The sequence below is a fragment of the Geodermatophilus sp. SYSU D00691 genome, assembly GCF_054050275.1.
In genome coordinates, this window is record NZ_JBJGYZ010000017.1 from 59,408 (window position 1) to 75,879 (window position 16,472).

18 protein-coding genes and 1 riboswitch are annotated in these 16,472 nt (G+C 75.4%); of the genes, 6 read left to right on the forward strand and 12 right to left on the reverse strand.

The genetic code is table 11. From position 1 onward, the window contains the following. Window positions 1-120: 120 nt before the first annotated feature. Complete coding sequence (locus ACI797_RS14065; RefSeq protein ID WP_456859291.1) at window positions 121-2,655, forward strand: SpoIIE family protein phosphatase; 2,535 nt, start codon at window positions 121-123, stop codon at window positions 2,653-2,655. Between the two features lie 57 nt (window positions 2,656-2,712). Here ACI797_RS14065 and ACI797_RS14070 read toward each other — a convergent pair whose 3' ends face one another. The 9 genes from ACI797_RS14070 to ACI797_RS14110 all read right to left on the reverse strand — a co-directional run bounded on the left by ACI797_RS14070 (window position 2,713) and on the right by ACI797_RS14110 (window position 10,472). After that, window positions 2,713-3,156, reverse strand: a complete 444-nt coding sequence (locus ACI797_RS14070) for an ATP-binding protein (protein ID WP_456859292.1) — start codon at window positions 3,154-3,156, stop codon at window positions 2,713-2,715. A gap of 189 nt (window positions 3,157-3,345) precedes the next feature. After that, a complete protein-coding gene (locus ACI797_RS14075) occupies window positions 3,346-3,873 on the reverse strand; it encodes a DUF1697 domain-containing protein (protein WP_456859293.1) in 528 nt (175 codons plus the stop codon). Between the two features lie 10 nt (window positions 3,874-3,883). Further along, window positions 3,884-4,645, reverse strand: a complete 762-nt coding sequence (locus ACI797_RS14080; RefSeq protein ID WP_456859294.1) for an energy-coupling factor transporter transmembrane component T family protein — start codon at window positions 4,643-4,645, stop codon at window positions 3,884-3,886. Continuing rightward, entirely contained in the window at window positions 4,642-6,084 is a 1,443-nt protein-coding gene (locus tag ACI797_RS14085) for an ABC transporter ATP-binding protein (protein ID WP_456859295.1), read from the reverse strand. The genes ACI797_RS14080 and ACI797_RS14085 overlap by 4 nt, the downstream gene beginning before the upstream one ends. Before the next feature lie 13 nt (window positions 6,085-6,097). Next, on the reverse strand, window positions 6,098-6,730 hold the full coding sequence (locus ACI797_RS14090; RefSeq protein ID WP_456542453.1) for an ECF transporter S component: 633 nt from the start codon (window positions 6,728-6,730) through the stop codon (window positions 6,098-6,100). Next, a riboswitch (TPP riboswitch) is annotated at window positions 6,727-6,829 on the reverse strand. Its footprint overlaps the gene before it by 4 nt. An 89-nt stretch (window positions 6,830-6,918) precedes the next feature. Beyond that, the gene (locus ACI797_RS14095) at window positions 6,919-8,217 is read right to left on the reverse strand and encodes an Nramp family divalent metal transporter (RefSeq protein ID WP_456859296.1); all 1,299 of its coding nucleotides are present in this window, start codon (window positions 8,215-8,217) and stop codon (window positions 6,919-6,921) included. Window positions 8,218-8,311: 94 nt separating this feature from the next. Continuing rightward, window positions 8,312-9,010: a Mut7-C RNAse domain-containing protein gene (locus tag ACI797_RS14100; RefSeq protein WP_456859297.1), complete on the reverse strand. Its 699-nt coding sequence runs from the start codon at window positions 9,008-9,010 to the stop codon at window positions 8,312-8,314. Between the two features lie 2 nt (window positions 9,011-9,012). After that, window positions 9,013-9,960: an aminotransferase class I/II-fold pyridoxal phosphate-dependent enzyme gene (locus ACI797_RS14105; protein WP_456859340.1), complete on the reverse strand. Its 948-nt coding sequence runs from the start codon at window positions 9,958-9,960 to the stop codon at window positions 9,013-9,015. Continuing rightward, window positions 9,897-10,472 (reverse strand): hypothetical protein, encoded by a 576-nt coding sequence (locus tag ACI797_RS14110; RefSeq protein ID WP_456859298.1) that lies wholly within the window; start codon window positions 10,470-10,472, stop codon window positions 9,897-9,899. The genes ACI797_RS14105 and ACI797_RS14110 overlap by 64 nt, the downstream gene beginning before the upstream one ends. Before the next feature lie 69 nt (window positions 10,473-10,541). Between ACI797_RS14110 and ACI797_RS14115 the strand changes: the two genes are divergently transcribed. Both ACI797_RS14115 and ACI797_RS14120 read left to right on the forward strand, forming a co-directional pair. Further along, window positions 10,542-11,054 carry a VOC family protein gene (locus ACI797_RS14115; protein WP_456859299.1) on the forward strand — a complete coding sequence of 171 codons (513 nt, stop codon included), beginning with the start codon at window positions 10,542-10,544 and terminating at the stop codon, window positions 11,052-11,054. A 23-nt stretch (window positions 11,055-11,077) separates the two neighbouring features. Beyond that, window positions 11,078-11,626 (forward strand): GNAT family N-acetyltransferase, encoded by a 549-nt coding sequence (locus ACI797_RS14120; protein ID WP_456859300.1) that lies wholly within the window; start codon window positions 11,078-11,080, stop codon window positions 11,624-11,626. 20 nt (window positions 11,627-11,646) lie between these two features. Here the strand turns inward: ACI797_RS14120 and ACI797_RS14125 are convergent, their stop codons facing one another. After that, window positions 11,647-12,303, reverse strand: a complete 657-nt coding sequence (locus tag ACI797_RS14125; protein WP_456859301.1) for an FMN-dependent NADH-azoreductase — start codon at window positions 12,301-12,303, stop codon at window positions 11,647-11,649. A gap of 114 nt (window positions 12,304-12,417) precedes the next feature. Here ACI797_RS14125 and ACI797_RS14130 point away from each other — a divergent pair, with 114 nt between their 5' ends. Next, on the forward strand, window positions 12,418-12,759 hold the full coding sequence (locus ACI797_RS14130; RefSeq protein WP_456859303.1) for a winged helix-turn-helix transcriptional regulator: 342 nt from the start codon (window positions 12,418-12,420) through the stop codon (window positions 12,757-12,759). Window positions 12,760-12,765: 6 nt separating this feature from the next. Here the strand turns inward: ACI797_RS14130 and ACI797_RS14135 are convergent, their stop codons facing one another. After that, entirely contained in the window at window positions 12,766-13,206 is a 441-nt protein-coding gene (locus tag ACI797_RS14135) for a rhodanese-like domain-containing protein (RefSeq protein ID WP_456859304.1), read from the reverse strand. Window positions 13,207-13,359: 153 nt separating this feature from the next. On the opposite strand from ACI797_RS14135, the gene ACI797_RS14140 reads away from it, so the two are divergent. Together ACI797_RS14140 and ACI797_RS14145 are read left to right on the forward strand one after the other, a co-directional pair. Beyond that, window positions 13,360-14,019, forward strand: a complete 660-nt coding sequence (locus tag ACI797_RS14140; RefSeq protein WP_456859305.1) for a GntR family transcriptional regulator — start codon at window positions 13,360-13,362, stop codon at window positions 14,017-14,019. Then, the gene (locus tag ACI797_RS14145; protein WP_456859307.1) at window positions 14,009-15,028 is read left to right on the forward strand and encodes a 1-aminocyclopropane-1-carboxylate deaminase; all 1,020 of its coding nucleotides are present in this window, start codon (window positions 14,009-14,011) and stop codon (window positions 15,026-15,028) included. The genes ACI797_RS14140 and ACI797_RS14145 overlap by 11 nt, the downstream gene beginning before the upstream one ends. 46 nt (window positions 15,029-15,074) lie before the next feature. On the opposite strand, the gene ACI797_RS14150 is transcribed toward ACI797_RS14145, so the two are convergent. Beyond that, window positions 15,075-16,352, reverse strand: coding sequence for a class I SAM-dependent methyltransferase (locus ACI797_RS14150; RefSeq protein WP_456859308.1), 1,278 nt, complete (start codon window positions 16,350-16,352; stop codon window positions 15,075-15,077). Window positions 16,353-16,472: the final 120 nt, after the last annotated feature.

The window sequence follows — 16,472 nt, forward strand, 5'->3', positions numbered from 1 at the left end:
CATGCGTTGTGCGCGACGGGTCCTCCGTGAGACAAAGGAACGTCGGACAGCGGCGAGTGCCCGTTCCTCGCCCCGGCGGTCCAGAAGCAGGCCGTCGACGGAGTCGTGGAAGGAACCGGCGTGAGCTCGCCTGACGGCCGCCTGGCCGCCGTGCGCCGGCTGGAAGAGACGGCAGCCGGTTCGCGACCCCTGCAGCGGCTCGCCGAGCTGGTCGCGCGGCTCCTCGGCGTGCCCATGGTGCGGATCTCGCTGCTCGGCGACACCGAGTCCGTGGTGAGCGGCGCCGGCCTGCCCATCGGCACCGTCGGCAGCGCCACCCCCCTGGACGACTCGGTCGCCGCCCTGGTGGCGGCCACCGGCGAGGCCCTGGTGATCGACGACGCCGCCGCGGACCCGCGCACCGCCGGCCTGTCGGCGGTGACCGAGCGCGGCGTCGGCTCCTTCCTCGGCATGCCCCTGTCCGGCTTCGACGGGCACGTGGTCGGGGCGCTCGTGGTCGCCGACCGCCGCGTGCGGCAGTGGCAGGAGGGCGACGTCGGGCTGCTGCGGCAGATGGCCGACTCGATCGCCACCGAGCTGGAGCTGTCGGCGCTGGCCCGCGAGTTCGAAGCGCACCGGCTGCGCTTCGAGCTGGCGATCGACGCCGCCGAGATCGGCAGCTTCGACTGGGACCTCGTCACCGGCCGGCTCATCTGGGACGACCGGCTGGTGCAGCTGTTCGGCTACGACCGGGCCACCTTCACCGAGAGCATCGAGGCGTTCAACGACCGGCTGCACCCCGACGACCTGCCCCGGGTGTCCGAGGCGCTGCGGCACGCGATCGACACCTGCGGCACCTACGAGGCCGAGTACCGGGTCGTCCTGCCCAGCGGGGAGATCCGCTGGATCGACGCCCGCGGCCGGGCCGTCGGCGACGACCGCGGGGTCGCCGTCCGGCTGCTCGGCGCGGCGTACGACACCACCGAGCAGCGGGACGCCGACGCGCGCGTGGCCCGCGTCCTCGAGACCATGCCCGCGGCGTTCTTCTCCCTCGACCGCGACTTCCGGTTCGCCTACGTCAACGCCGAGGGCGAGCGGCTGCTGCAGGCCTCGCGCGAGGAGCTGATCGGCGGGGACATCTGGGAGCTGTTCCCGGCCGCCGTCGGCAGCGAGTTCGAGACCCACTACCGCGGGGCGATGAGCTCCGGCGGGGAGCGGGTCTTCCAGGCGTACTACCCGCCGCCGCTCGCCGCCTGGTACGAGGTGCGGGCCTGGCCGGGTCCCGACGGTCTGTCGGTCTACTTCCACGACATCACCGAGCGCCGCGCGGCCGAGGAGCGGGCGCTGCGCAGCGCCACCCGGCTGGCGCTGGTCGCCGAGGTCAGCGCGATGCTCTCGCAGACGATCGGGCAGGACGAGAGCGGTGCCCTGCAGCACCTGGCCGAGGCCGTGGTCCCCGTGCTCGGGGACTGGGCGATCGTCAGCCTCCTCGACGAGGACGGCCGGATGCGCGACGTCGGCAGCTGGCACCGCGACCCCGCCGCCCGGGGGACGACGGCGCGCTACGCGCAGCTGCGGCTGGCCGCGGTCGACCCGGCGGCCCCGATCTTCGCCGCCCTCGCCGAGGGGCGGGTCATGGTGGTGCCCGACGTGCCGGCGGCGATCCTGCCCGGCATGGCACCCGAGGTGCGGCCGCTGTTCGACGAGCTGGCCCCGGCCACCGCGGTGGCGCTCCCGCTGACCGCGCGCGGCCGGACCCTCGGCGCGCTCAGCGTCTACCGCGGCGCCGACCGTCCACCGGCCGACGGCGAGGACATCGCCGCGGCCCGGGAGGTCGCTGACCGCGCCGCCCTGGCGCTCGACAACGCCCGCCTCTACGACCAGCAGCGGCGGCTGGCCGAGGGGCTGCAGCGCAGCATGCTCACCGCGCCGCCCGAGCCGGACCACGCCGAGATCGTGGTGCGCTACCACCCGGCGATGGAGGCGGCCCAGGTCGGCGGCGACTGGTACGACGCCTTCCTGCAGCCCGACGGTGCGGCGGTGCTCGTCATCGGCGACGTGGTCGGCCACGACACCGAGGCCGCCGCGATCATGGGCCAGCTGCGCGGCCTGCTGCGCGGCATCGCCTACCGCGACGGGATCGCGCCGGCCCGGATCCTCACCGAGCTCGACCGCGCCGTGCACGGGCTGGAGATGCACGCGCTGGCCACCGCCGCGATCGGCCGCGTCGAGCAGACACCGGAGGAGAAGGCGGCCGGTGTGACGCGGCTGCGCTGGTCGAACGCCGGCCACCCGCCCCCGCTGCTGCGGCACGCCGACGGGCGGATCGAGCTGCTCGCGGCCGACCGGGCCGAGCTCATGCTCGGCGTCGACCACACCGCGCCCCGCACGGAGTCCGTCGTCACCTTCGCCCGTGGGTCGACCGTCCTGCTCTACACCGACGGGCTGGTGGAGGGCCGCGACCTGCTGCTCGACGAGGGCATCGACCGCCTGCGCGAGGCGCTGGCCGAGCTCGCCGACCGGCCGCTCGCCGAGCTGTGCGACCAGCTCATCGCCCGGCTGCGGCCCGATGGCCTGCAGGACGACGTCGCGCTCGTGGCGATCCGGCTGCACCCGCAGGACCGGCCGCGGCCGGTCGAGGCCGGCCCGGCGCACGTGCCCCCCTTGGTGACCTGAAGGACCCCTTTCCCCCCACCCCTCGCAGGCTCGGGGCGGTTCCCCGAGGGGGCCGGTTCAGCCGCGGGGGAGCAGCGCCCAGACCACCTTCGTCGCGCCGTCGGCGTACCAGCCGTGGCGCGTGGCGAGCTCGGCGATCAGGTACAGGCCGAGCCCGCCCTCGCTCGGGTCGCGGTCGACCGCCGGCACCGGTGGCGAGGAGGGGGCGCCGTCGGTGACCTCGATGAGGTAGGCCTGCTCGGTGAGCCGCACCGCCGCGGTGACCTGCCGGCCGCCGCCGTGCCGCAGCGCGTTGCTGGCCATCTCGTCCAGCGCCAGCACCAGCTGGTCGCGCAGGTCCTCGCCGCGGGCGTCGTGCCGCAGCGCCGTCGTCGCGGCGTGGCGGCGCAGCTCGTGCCGGACGCGGGGGAGCTCGGCGACGTCGGTGAGCTGCCAGGACAGGCCGTCGAACGCCGACGGGGGTGCCGCCGACGGCCAGACCGGCTCCGTCCTGCCCGCCACGTGCTGTCCCCTCGCCACCGAGGCCGCCTGGGATCGACGACCGACCGAACACCTGCGTATGGGTTACACGCAGGGTCGCCAAACGTGATGGGACGCGTGTCACCCCGGACGGGTGACCGCCGTGCTCCCGCCGCGGGTCCGCCTCGGGTGCGAGTTCACCACGCACCGGCCGGTCCGGCAGCCCGGATCTCACCGGGCGAGCTCGGCGAGCCGCGTGACGGTGTTCCAGTTCCGGTTGGTCCCGGCGACGCCGAGCAGCTCGTCCCACTTCACCCCGCGTGCGGCCTGGAGGCCCTCGGGCAGCCACAGGTAGAGCTCCCGGCCGCGTAACTCGACCTCCGCCCCCGGCACCCGCGGCGCCGCCGCCACCCGGGCGGGGTCGGGGGCCTCGGGGAAGAACGTGACGGAGTAGCGGGCGGGGTCGGTCGCGACCGCGCCGAGCGGGTCGGCCGCGACGACGTCGGCGAGCTGCGCCCCGGTGCGGACGACGACCGGGACGGCGAAGCCGAACTCCTGCTCCAGCAGCTGCGCGAGCTCCGCGGCCAGCTGGGCCTCGCCCAGGCCGCTGTCGAGGACGACGTTCCCGCTGGACAGGTGGGTGCGGACGTCGCCGAAGCCGTGCGCGGCGAGGAGCTCGCGCAGCCGCGGCATGGGCACCCGCCGGGTGCGGGCGAGGTTGATCGCGCGCAGCAGGGCGACGTAGCGCGTGGCGGCCACGGCCGGCAGGCTAGCCGCCGACGAACACGGGGTCCCAGACCCCGACGGCCACGCTGAGGGCCACCGCGACGGCGCACACGGCGACGGTCGCGGCGACGAACGCGCGGTCCCGGCCGGTGACGACGGAGCCGCGCGCGTTGGTCCGCCGGATGCCGGAGTCGAAGCCGCGGGCGTCCATCGCCGTCGCCAGGCGCGACCCGCGCCGCACCGCCGCCACCAGCAGGGCGAACCCCACGCCCGCGACCAGGCGCACCGCCGCCACCGGGTTGCGGCCGGCCTCGACGCCGCGGGTCCGCCGGGCCAGCCGCAGGGCCTCGAACTCGGCGACCAGCAGCGGGGCGAGCCGGAGGGCCGCCAGCGCGCCGTAGGCGAACCGGGTCGAGAGCCGCCAGTGGATCGTCAGCGCGTCGGCCAGCCGCACCGGGTCGACCGAGGCCGCGAAGAGCACCCCGGGCAGCGCGAGCCCCACCACGCGCAGGCCCAGCCCGACACCGGCGATCGGCGGGGCGTCGTCGGCCAGGACGACGTTGACCAGCCCGACCGTGCCCGCGCCCAGGAGCACCGGCCAGGTGCGCACCCAGATCGTGCGCAGCGAGGTCAGGCCGGCGGCGGGGAAGAGCGCGAGCTCGGCGGCCACCAGCACCGCGGGCGTGACCACGTCGAGGCTGGTGAGGAGCACGAGGGTGACGACGCCGATCGCGGTCAGCCCGGCCACCGGGTTGAGCCGGGAGAGCCGGACGTCGGCCACCGGCCCGAGCGCCAGCGAGCTCACAGCTGCACCCGGTCATCGGCCAGGACGTCCACCAGGTCGGCGTCGTGCGTGACGACGGCGACCGCGCAGCCGGCCGCCCGCTGCTCGGCCAGCAGGACGACCAGCTCGCGCCAGGTCCCGGCGTCCTGCCCGAACGTCGGCTCGTCGAGCACCACGGCCCGGGGCGAGGTGGCCAGCGCCGTGGCCACCGACAGCCGGCGCTGCTGGCCGCCGGAGAGCGTGTAGGGGTTCGCCTCGGCGAAGGCGGTCAGCCCGAGCCGCTCCAGCAGCGCGTCGGCGGTCGCCCGCGCCGCGGTGGCGTGCCCGCCGGAGCGCAGCGGGCCCAGCGCCAGCTCGTCGCGCAGCCGGCCGGTGAGGAACTGCTGCTCGGGGTGCTGGAACACGGTGCCGATCCGGCTCACCAGCTCGCCGGCCCGCCACCGGTGCGGCTCCCGGTACCCCCTGCGCACCCCCGCGGCCAGCTCGACCGAGGCCTCGACCCGCCCGGCGGTCGGCGCCCGCAGGCCCGCCAGGAGCAGGGCGAGGGTGGACTTGCCGGTGCCGTTCGGCCCGGTGACGGCCAGCGCCCGCCCCGCGGTCAGGACGGCGTCGGTGGGACCCAGGGCCGGATCGGGGGCGCCCCGGTAGGTGTAGCCGGCGCCGTCGGCCGCGAGCAGGACCGGTCCGTCCACCGCCGGGGGGAGGACCAGGCCGGCCGTGCGCGGGACCGGCCGCCAGCCGGGGCCCTGCTCGGCCAGGCCGCCGGGCGTCAGCTCGACCACCCGGTCGACCAGCGGCAGCCAGGGCTCGGCGTCGTGGTCGACCACGAGCACGGTCACGCCGCGGTCGGCGGTGGCGCGGGCAACGGCGCCGCGGACGAGCGCGGCGCCGTCGGGGTCCAGCTGGGCGGTGGGCTCGTCGAGCAGCAGCAGGCCCGGCCGGCGGGCCAGCGCCCCGGCGAGCACCAGCCGCTGCTTCTCCCCGCCCGACAGCGCCGCGGTCGGCCGCCCGCGCCCGTAGCGGAAGCCGACCGCCGCCAGCGCCTCGTCGACGCGGGGCCAGATCTCCGCCGGCGGCAGCCCGGCGTTCTCCAGCCCGAAGGCGACGTCGTCCCCGGCGCGGGTCATCACGAGCTGGCTGTCGGGGTCCTGCATCAGCAGGCCGAGCCGGCCGCGGGCCGCCCGCGGCGGCTCGCCGTCCACGGTCAGCGAGCCGGCCACCTCGGTGCCCTCGGCCTCGAGGATCCCGGCGACCGCCGCGAGCAACGTCGACTTGCCCGACCCCGAGGCGCCGGTGAGCAGCACCCGCTCACCGGGCTCGACGGCGAGGTCGATCCCGGTGAGCGCCCAGGCGCGGCGGGAGGCGTGCCGCACGCCGAGGCCGCGGGCGACCAGCCGTGCCGGGCCGCTCGTGCCGTGCCCACCGGGAGTGGGCAGGGCACGAGCGTCCGTGGACCTCACCGCAGGGCCCGGGTCAGACGCGGCGGCGGCCCGCGGCGAACGAGCTCAGCGCTCCCGTGCGCGCCAGGGCCCGCACCAGCAGGAGCCCCACGACGCCGGCCAGCAGCACGCTGGAGAGCACGGTGGTGAGGGTGTACGGGGCGGTGAACGACCAGAACGGGTAGTCGGCCGACACCGGGTAGTACAGCGACAGGTCGAGCACCGACGTCGACAGGCCGGCGGTGACCGCCGCGAGCACCGCGGTGCCCCAGCCGAAGCTGCGGTAGCCGGTGAGCAGGAAGCCGAGCTCGCCGCCGGCGCCCTGCACCAGGCCGTAGACGACGATGATCATGCCGTAGGGCGAGCCCAGCAGGAGGCTGACCGCGGCGGCGAGGGTCGAGGCGAAGACCGCCGCGCCGGGCTTGCGCACGAGCAGCCCGGCGACCACGCCGGGCATCAGGAAGACCCCGTTGAGCAGGCCCTTGATCGGCGGGAAGAAGTCCAGCGGCGTGGACAGCGTCTCGGAGACGAGGTTCCACGCCCAGAAGACGACGCCGAAGGCGACGCCGAGGACGGCGGCGACGACGATGTCGACGGTGCGCCAGCGCAGGCTGCGCGCGGGCGCGTCGGTGGTGGCGGACGACGGACGGACGGCCTGGTCGGCCATGGTTCCTCCAGACTCCCTGCGCCGGCATTACCCGGATCAGGTTCGAGGGTCTGCGGCGGACCGCACTCTCAGCGCCTAGGCGCTCCCCTGTCGGACGTGTTCTGTTGTGGCGTGGAGCCTATCTCTCCCTCCCCGTGAACAGGCGGTCGAGGTGGCAGCGGACCACCCCGGCGAGGGGCCTTTCCGGGCTAGCGCACCAGGCCGGCGAGCAGGTAGACGTTGAGGCCGATGATCAGGGCGGCCACGACCGAGCCGGCGAGGGTCGTGACCCGCCGGTTCACCCAGCCGCCCATCAGGTCGCGGCGGCTGGTCAGCCACAGCAGCGGCACCAGCGCGAAGGGGATGCCGAAGCAGAGCACCACCTGCGACCAGACCAGCGCCTCGGTCGGGTCGGCGCCGAGCAGCAGCACGGCCAACGCCGGGGCGAGCGTGATCGCCCGGCGGGCCAGCACCGGGATGCTGCGCCGCAGGAAGCCGGCCATGACGACCTGCCCGGCGTGCGTGCCCACCGACGACGACGCGAAGCCCGAGGCCAGCAGCGCGATGCCGAACGCGGCCGCCGCGCCGGCGCCGAGCCGGTCGCCGAGACCGGCGTGCACGGTCTCCAGCGAGCCGGCCTGCGCGCCGCCGCTGAACAGCTGCGCGGCGATCACCAGCATGGTGGCGTTCACCAGGCCGGCCAGGCCCATGGCCAGCAGCACGTCGAGCCGCTGCGCCCGCAGCAGCCGCCGCCGTCCCGCCGTCGTCCGCCCGGCGGTGACGACGTCGCCGTACCGGCCCGGGGTGAGCGCCGAGTGCACGTAGATGACGTGCGGCATGACCGTGGCGCCGAGGATGCCGGTGGCCAGCACCAGGCTCTCCGGCCCGTCGAAGGAGGGCACCATGCCGCCGGCCAGCCCGCCGAGGCTGACCCCGGAGCCGATCAGCGTGTAGACGAACCCGGCGCCGATGACCAGCAGCAGCCCGGCGATCACCCGCTCGAACGGCCGGTGCCCGCGCGACTGGGCGGCCAGCAGCAGGAACGCCACCACGGCGGTGATGCAGCCGCCGACCGGCAGCGGCACGCCGAAGAGCAGGTAGAGGGCGACGGCGCCGCCGACGATCTCGGCCAGGTCGGTGGCGATCGCCACCGCCTCGGCCTGCAGCCACAGCACGCGGGTCAGCGGCCGGGGCAGCCGCTCGCGGCAGAGGGTGGCCAGGTCGCGGCCGGTGGCCATGCCCAGCTTCGCGGTGAGCGACTGGATGAGCATCGCCATGAGGTTGGCCGCGACGATGACCCACAGCAGCGTGTAGCCGAAGGCCGCGCCGCCGGAGAAGTTGGTCGCGAAGTTGCCCGGGTCGACGTAAGCCACGGCGGCGACGAAGGCCGGCCCGAGCAGCGGCCACAGCCGGCGCCGGCCGGTCGTCGCGGGCGGTGGTGCCGGCCGGTCGGGCGCGCCCAGCCGGATGGTCGGCAGGACGGCGGCCTCGGTCTTCGACAGGTACACGGCGGCCTCGCGAGCGGTCTCGGGTGGACGGTCGCTCCTGTCTGCCCGGCCCGCGTGACACACCGGGGCCAGGCCGTGGCCCGTGCGGGCCGACCTACCGCGCCCGGGCGATCAGCGCGTCGATCCGCCGGGCGTGCGCGCCGCGCCAGTAGACGCGCCCGCACGCGGTGCAGCGGGAGAACTCCTCGTAGGTCCGCCGGGTGCCCGGCGGCAGCCGGTCGGCCACCTCGGCCTTGGGGACGGCGACGAGCGGCCCGCCGCAGGCCGTGCAGCGGGTCAGCGGCGCCAGCGCGGGCGCGAAGCGGTCGAGGACGTCGGCCAGCTGCGGGTCGGCGCCGCTGCCGCGCACCAGTGCGCCGGCCGGCAGGGCGCGGCGCATGAGCAGCCCCCGGTCCTGGGTGAGCAGCACCCGCTCCTCGGCCCGGGCCCGCTCCACCAGCGACGGGTCGTCGGCGTCGTTCGACCAGGCGGCGTCCAGGCCGAGCAGCCGCATCCGCCGGGCGAGCGCGCCGAGCCCGACGTCGAGCAGGAAGCCGCCCGCCGGCACCGGCTGCGGCCGCGACGCCGCGCCGACGCCCACGACGGCGCCGGGGGTCGTGCGGGCAGGAGGCCCGACCGGTCCGCCGTCCACGGTCAGCTCCCCGACCTCGGTCAGCGGGACGCCGGCGGCCTGCACCAGGTGGCCGACCGTCGCGTCCGGGTCGAACGCCAGCCGGCGCTCCCGCGCCGCGCGGTCGCGCAGCGGCAGCAGGAAGGCCAGCGAGGCCTCGACCCGGACGACGACGTCCACCACGTCTACTCCGCGACCACCCGCAGGCTCTTCAGCGACGGGTCGGCCGGGTCGGGCAGCAGCATGCCGGCCTCGACGCCGGTGGTCAGGTAGTCGAGGACCTCCTGGGTGATCCGCTCACCCGGCGCGAGCACCGGCACACCGGGCGGGTACGGGGTGACCATCTCCGCGACGACGCGGCCGACCGCCTCCGCCACCGGCACCTGCTCGACCGGGGCGAAGAAGGCCGCGCGCGGGGACATGACCGACTCCAGCTCCAGCGCCCGGGGCTCGGGCAGGGCCACCGCCGGCGGCCGCTCGATCGAACCGGCGTTCTCGACCAGCGCCCGCAGCGAGTCGACCAGGAGCTGCTCGGTCTCGTCGTCGTCCGCGTGCGTGAGGCGGGCGCTCATCCGGCAGGCGTCGGCCGAGCCGATGTCGACGTGCCGCTCGGCCCGCAGCCATTCGCTGGCCTGGTAGCCGGTGATCCCGAGCCCGCGCACGTCCATGGTCATGACCAGCGGGTCGAGGTCGAACGCCCCGCCGGGCCGCACCACCTCGCGGTCCATCAGGTCGATGCCGGGCAGCTCGGAGATCGCCGCGCGCACGCGCCGGGCCCGCTCGAGCGCCACCCCGAGCAGCTCCTCGCCGTGCTCGACCATCTGCCGCCGCCACCCGTCGAGGGTCAGGTAGACCAGCGCCGAGGAGCTCGTCGTCCCGAGCAGGTCCTCGCGCGCCTTGAGCACGTCGGGATCGATCCGGTCGCCGCGCAGGTGGAACACCGAGCTCTGCTCCACCGCGCCGCCCATCTTGTGCACGCTGGTGACCACGAGGTCGGCGCCGGCGTCCATGCCCCAGGCCGGCAGGTCGGGGTGGAACGGCAGGTGGGCGCCCCAGGCCTCGTCGACGATCAGCGGCAGGTCCCGTCGTGCATGATGTCCGCCGTCCCGGCGATGTCGGCGCAGGTGCCCCAGTCGGTCGGGGTGATCAGCAGCATCCCCTTGACGTCGGGGTTCGCCTCGAGGGTGCGGCGGACGTCGTCGGGCTCCGGCGGGTGGGCGAGATTGCGCTCGGGGTCGAACTTCGGGTGCACCCACACCGGCTGGACACCGCTGATGATCAGCCCGGAGATCACCGACTTGTGCGCGTTGCGGCTGATCATCAGCCGCTCGCCGGGGCCGGCCACCGACATGATCGCCGTCTTCACCGACAGCGAGCTGCCGCAGGTGGAGAAGAACGCGTGGTCGGCGTGGACGGCGTCGGCCATGAGGTCCTGCGCCTGGCTGACGATGCCCTGCGACTGGCGCCGGTCGTCGAGGCCGTTGAGCGAGAGGACGTCGTCGGCGAACAGCGCCTCACCGAGGATCTCCAGGACGCGCGGGTCGGTGCCGCGGCCCTGCTTGTGCCCCGGCGGTCCGTAGACGACGTCGCCGCGCCGGCGGAACTCCTGCAGGGCCTCGAGGACGGGCACGCGCGAGTGGTCCATGACCCGCTCGTACCCGCGCCGGGCGCAGGGATGCTTGAGGACTCAAGCATGGTGCGGGATGCTCGTCCCATGCCGGTCCAGCGCCTCAACCACGCCGTCCTCTACGTGCGCGACGTGGCGCGCAGCCTCGCCTTCTACCGGGACGTGCTGGGCTTCCGGGTAGCTGCGGAGATCCCCGGGCGCGCGGTGTTCCTGCAGGCCGAGGGCTCGACCAACGACCACGACCTCGGGCTGTTCGCGATCGGCGCGGGCGCCGGGCCGTCGGAGGCCGGCCGCCGCACCGTGGGGCTGTACCACCTCGCCTGGGAGGTGGACACGCTCGCCGAGCTCGCCCGCGTCCGCGAGGCGCTGGTGCAGGCGGGCGCGCTGGTCGGCGCCTCCGACCACGCCACCACCAAGGCCCTCTACGCCCAGGACCCCGACGGCCTGGAGTTCGAGGTCTCCTGGCTGCTGCCGGCCGACCTGATCACCGAGGAGGTCCGCGCGCAGGCCATGGCCATCCGGCCGCTGGACCTGGAGCGCGAGATCGAGCGCTACGGCGCGCGGACCCGCGGCGGGGTCGGGGTCTCGATCCCGGTCTGAGCTCCCCGGCAGGATCGGCTGCCGTGGAGCCCTTCGAGCTGGTGGTCGGCCCGGTGCTGCTGCGCCCGTGGCGGGAGGACGACGCCGAGGCCACGTGGACCGCGCTGCAGGACCCGTCGATCCGGCTCTGGAACGGCTCGGGCTCGGCCTCGCGCGACGACGTCCTGCGGATGATCCGGGGCCGGATGGACTGGAGCGGCGGCGACCACGCCTCGTGGGCCGTCGTCGACGCCGGCAGCGGCGAGCTCCTCGGCTCGGTGTCGCTGCACTCGATCGACCGGGGACAGGCCGACGCGGAGATCGGCTACTGGACGACCGCCGCCGCGCGCGGCCGCGGGATCGCCCCGCTCGTCGTCGACGCCGTCTGCCGGTGGGCGTTCGCCGCGCTGCCGGTGGACCGGATCGAGCTGTGCCACGCCGTGGAGAACACCGCCTCCGGCCGCGTCGCCGAGAAGGCCGGGTTCACGCAGGAGGGCCGGCTGCGCCGCTCCTACCGGTACGGGGACGGCGTCAAGCACGACGAGCTGCTGTGGTCGCGCCTCGCCGACGACCCCGCCCCCACCCTGGGCTGACGGCGGGGCCGTCGGCGGGCTCACGCGGCGGCGGCAGGGGCGGCGCTGAGCAGGCGGCCGTGCTCGGCGGCCTCGCGCTCCGCGGTCGCCTTCAGCTCCGCGGCGAGCTCGGTGAACTGGTCCAGCGCCGGGTTGACACCGACCAGCGTGAACTCGCGCTCGACGACCCGCAGATCCAGCTGCCAGACGTCGGCCAGGATGCGGCGCATCCACGAGGTGGCGTGGTCCCAGCCCTCGCGCGGGGTCCCAGCGGAGTAGTTGCCCCCGCGCACGGTGGCCAGGACGGCGGGCTTGCCCAGGGTCGGCGGCTGCCCGCCGGGCGCGAACCGCGGGTCGGTGAGCACCAGGTCGACGTAGGCCTTGAAGTGCTGCGAGACGCCGAAGTTGTACAGCGGGACGGCGAACAGCAGCGCTTCGGCGTCGGCCAGCTCGTCGGCCAGGGTCGCGGCCAGGGCTACCGCCTCGGCCTGCTGCCGGGTGCGCTGCGCCGCGGGGAGGGAGCCGCCCGAGACGGCGTCCCCCCAGGCGGTCGCCGGGACCGGCTCGGTCCCGAGGTGCCGCCGGGTGATCGGCGCGGCCGGGTTCCCGGCCCGCCACCCGGCCTCCACGATGTCCGCGATCTCGCGGCTGGCCGATCCCTCGACCCGGATGCTGGCGTCCAGACGGAACAGTGACATGACGACCTCGTGCTCTCCTCGGCGTAGCAACTAGCGAAAAGCTAGCACTACGGAAAAGCTAGCACTACGGAAAGGCTAGTGCTGGAGCCGAGGCGCGGCGTCTACCATCACCGCGTGACAGCCGAGGCGACCTCCACGACGCAGTCGTGCGACGCAGCGCTCAGCCGCGCGTTCGGGTTCCTCGGCAAGCGCTGGAACGGGGTCATCATCGGTGTCCTGGCCGGCGGACCCGCCGGCTTCAGCGGGTTGCGACGGGCGGTCGGCGGCATCAGCGACTCGGTCCTGTCCGACCGGCTGGCCGAACTCGCGGCCGCCGGGCTGGTCCACCGCGCCGTCGACCCCGGCCCACCGGTCGCGGTGAGCTACGAGCTCACGGAGGCCGGCGCACGGCTCCGCCCGATCCTCGACCAGCTGGCCGGCTGGGCGAGCGAGAACCTGCCCGAGCAGGACTGCTGACGCCGCTCAGCAGCCGCAGCTGATGCCGGGCAGCGGCGCGGTCAGCGGGTCGACGTCCTCGCGGCGGACGCCGTCGGCGGTCTCCACCGGGAAGCCCTCGCGCGCCCAGTACTCGAAGCCGCCGAGCATCTCCCGCACGCGGTAGCCGAGCAGCGCCAGCGCGAGGGCGGCGCGGGTGGCGCCGTTGCAGCCCGGTCCCCAGCAGTAGGTGACCACGGGGACGGCGGGGTCGAGCTCGGCGGCCGCGCGGGCGGGGATCTCCCGCCCGGGCAGGTGCACCGCGCCCGGCACGTGCCCCTGCGCCCACGACTCGGCACTGCGGCTGTCGAGCAGCACGAACCCACCGCTGCCCAGGGCCGCGGCGACGTCGCTGACGTCGGTCTCCACGGCGAGGCGGTGCGCGAAGTGGGCGGCGGCGTCGGCGGGGGAGGCCCAGTCGGCGTACATGCGCCCACGGTGCGGCCCGGCCGCCGTCCGCACGAGGCCCGTGCCTGCCAACCACCGCAACGATCGGGGCTTTGTCGGGAGAAAGCACCCGCGCTTGGTCGCGATCAAGCACCGGGCTTGACGCGGCGGCATCTGACATCTGAAATGTCAACCGTGACCGCCCTCGCTCCCGTCGCCCGGGTGCTGCTGCGCGACCAGGCGACCGACCGGATCCGGGCCGCGATCGTGTCCGGCGACCTCGCGCCCGGCACGGTGGTCAAGGACGCGGCGCTGGCCGCCCGCCTGGGGCTCTCCGTCGCGCCGGTGCGGGCGGCGCTGGCGCGGCTGGCCGACGAGGGGCTGGTCGAGGCCAAGCCGCAGAGCCACACCCGGGTGACCCCGCTCGTCGTCCGCCAGGTCCGCGACGCCGCCGTCGTCGTCCGGGCGATGCACGAGCTGGCCGTGCGGACCGCGGCCGCGCGGGTGACCGCCGACGACCTCGCGGCCATGCGGGCGGCCAACGAGCGGTTCGCCGCCGCGGTGGCCGCCGGGGACGTCGACGCCGCGCTCGCCGCCGACGACGAGCTGCACGGCGTCCTGCTCGCCCGCGCCGGCAACGGTGCGCTCAGCGCCACCGTCGACCGCTTCACCCCGGCGATCCGCCGGCTGGAGCGCCTGCGGTTCGCCCCCGCCGACGCGCACCCCTCGATCGCCCTGCACGAGCGGCTGATCGCCGCCTGCGCCGCCGGTGACGTCGCCGCCGCCGTCGCCACCACCACCGTGATCTGGACGGCGCTGCTGTCCGAACTGGAGGACGACCCCGATGAGCCTTGACGACTTCCCCCGCTACCCCCTGCTGTTCGGCCCCTCCCCGGTGCACCGGCTCGACCGGCTCACCGAGCACCTGGGCGGCGCCGCGGTGTGGGCCAAGCGGGAGGACGTGAACTCCGGCATCGCGTTCGGCGGCAACAAGACCCGCAAGCTGGAGTACCTCGTCGCCGACGCCCTCGCCCAGGGCTGCGACACGCTGGTCTCGATCGGCGGCGTGCAGAGCAACCACACCCGCCAGGTCGCCGCCGTCGCCGCGCGGGTCGGCCTGTCCTGCGTGCTCGTGCAGGAGAGCTGGGTCGACTGGCCCGACGCCGTGTACGACAAGGTCGGCAACATCCTGATCAGCCGGCTGGCCGGCGCCGACGTCCGGCTGGTCAAGGCCGGGTTCGGCATCGGGTTCAAGGAGAGCTGGGAGGCCGCGCTCGCCGAGATCGAGGCCCGCGGCGGCAAGCCCTACGCCATCCCGGCCGGGGCCAGCGACCACCCGCTGGGCGGGCACGGGTTCGCGGGCTGGGCGCACGAGGTGGCCGCGCAGGAGGCCGAGCTCGGCGTCTTCTTCGACACCGTCGTCGTCTGCTCGGTGACCGGCTCGACGCAGGCCGGCATGGTCGCCGGGTTCGCGCAGCTCGAGGAGGCCGGCGGCCGGCCCCGGCGGGTGCTCGGCATCGACGCCAGCGCCAAGCCGGCCGAGACCCGCGACCAGGTGCTGCGGATCGCCCGGCGCACGGCCGAGGCGATCGGCGTGCAGCGAGAGCTCACCGCGGCCGACGTCGAGCTCGACGAGCGCTACCACGCGGGCGTCTACGGCATCCCCGACGAGACGACGATCCGGGCGATGGAGACGGCCGCGCGCACCGAGGGCATGGTCACCGACCCCGTCTACGAGGGGAAGTCGATGGCCGCGGTGATCGACCTGGTCGGCCGCAGCGAGATCGCGCCGTCGTCCACGGTGCTGTACGCGCACCTGGGCGGGCAGCCGGCGCTCAACGGCTACAGCGCCCTGTTCTCGTGAGGTGCGGAGTGGATCCGTCGGCGTTCCGCCGACGGATCCACTCCGCTCACCACGTGGGGGTGCGGGCCAGGCCGAGCTGGCTGACGCCGAGGTAGCCGACGCGGAACCCGGCCTCGCAGTAGGCGAGGTAGAACTCCCACATCCGGCGGAAGGTGTCGTCGAACGCGCCCTCCAGCCGGCCCCAGTTCGCCAGGAACCTCTCCCGCCACAGCGCGAGGGTGCGGGCGTAGTGCGGGCCGAGCTCGCGGCGCTCGACGACCGACAGCGCGGTGTGCGCGGCGAGGGTGTCCTCGATGGCCCGCAGCGACGGGATGATCCCGCCGGGGAACACGTACTTGTGGATCCAGGAGTAGCCGCGGCGGGTGGCCAGCATCCGGTCGTGCGGCATGGTGATCGACTGCAGCCCGACCCGGCCGCCCGGGACGAGCAGCTGGTCGAGCGCGGCGAAGTAGGTGGGCCAGTACCGCTCGCCGACCGCCTCGATCATCTCCACCGAGACGACGGCGTCGAACTGCCCGCGCACGTCCCGGTAGTCCTGCAGCCGGACGTCGACCCGGTCGGCCACGCCCGCGGCGGCGGCCCGCTCCAGCGCCAGCTTCCGCTGCTCGGCGGACAGGGTCAGCGTGGTGACGGCGGCGCCGCGCTCCTGCGCCGCGCGGATCGCCAGCGCACCCCAGCCGGAGCCGATCTCCAGCACCCGCATCCCGGACCGCACGCGGGCCAGGTCGAGGATGCCGTCGATCTTGCGCAGCTGCGCCGACCGCAGGTCGTCGCCGGGCTCGAACCAGGCCGACGAGTAGGTCATCGTCTCGTCGAGGAACTCGGCGAACAGCTCGTTGGACAGGTCGTAGTGCCGTGAGATGTTGCTCCGGCTGTGCTGCCTGCTGTTCTCCTCGTGCGCGGGCTGCGTGCGCTCGACGACGTGCCGCAGCTTCTGCAGCGCCGGGTGCACCAGGCGGCCGACCCGGGCGGCGAAGGTCGAGAGCAGCTCGGCCAGGTCGGTGCCGGCACCGGTGGTCCAGTCGCCGGTCATGTACGCCTCGCCGAAGCCGATCTTCACGTCGGCGCCGAGCCGGGCGAAGAAGGCCTGCGGCCGGACCAGCCGCATCACCGGGGCGTCCTTGCCGCCGCTGCCGAGCACCCGCCCGTCGGGCAGGACGACGCGGATCGGCAGCGGGCCGACGGCCGAGCGGAACACCGCCTCGGCGATGCGCGCGCGGAACGGCGCCCGCGGGGGGCGGGCCAGCCCGGGCCAGTGCGCCTCGTCGGGGCGCGGCACGGGGAAGCGCGGCCGGTCGGTCCGATCGGTCTGGACGGTGGTCATCGACCGCTCCTCTCGCACGGACCGACGGCGCTGTCGATCGAGCTGCTGCGCGGATGGTGCGCGGTGGCGCCCCCGGTGGGCAACAGGCTCGCCCGTGCGAGATCGGTCCGGGCACCCGAT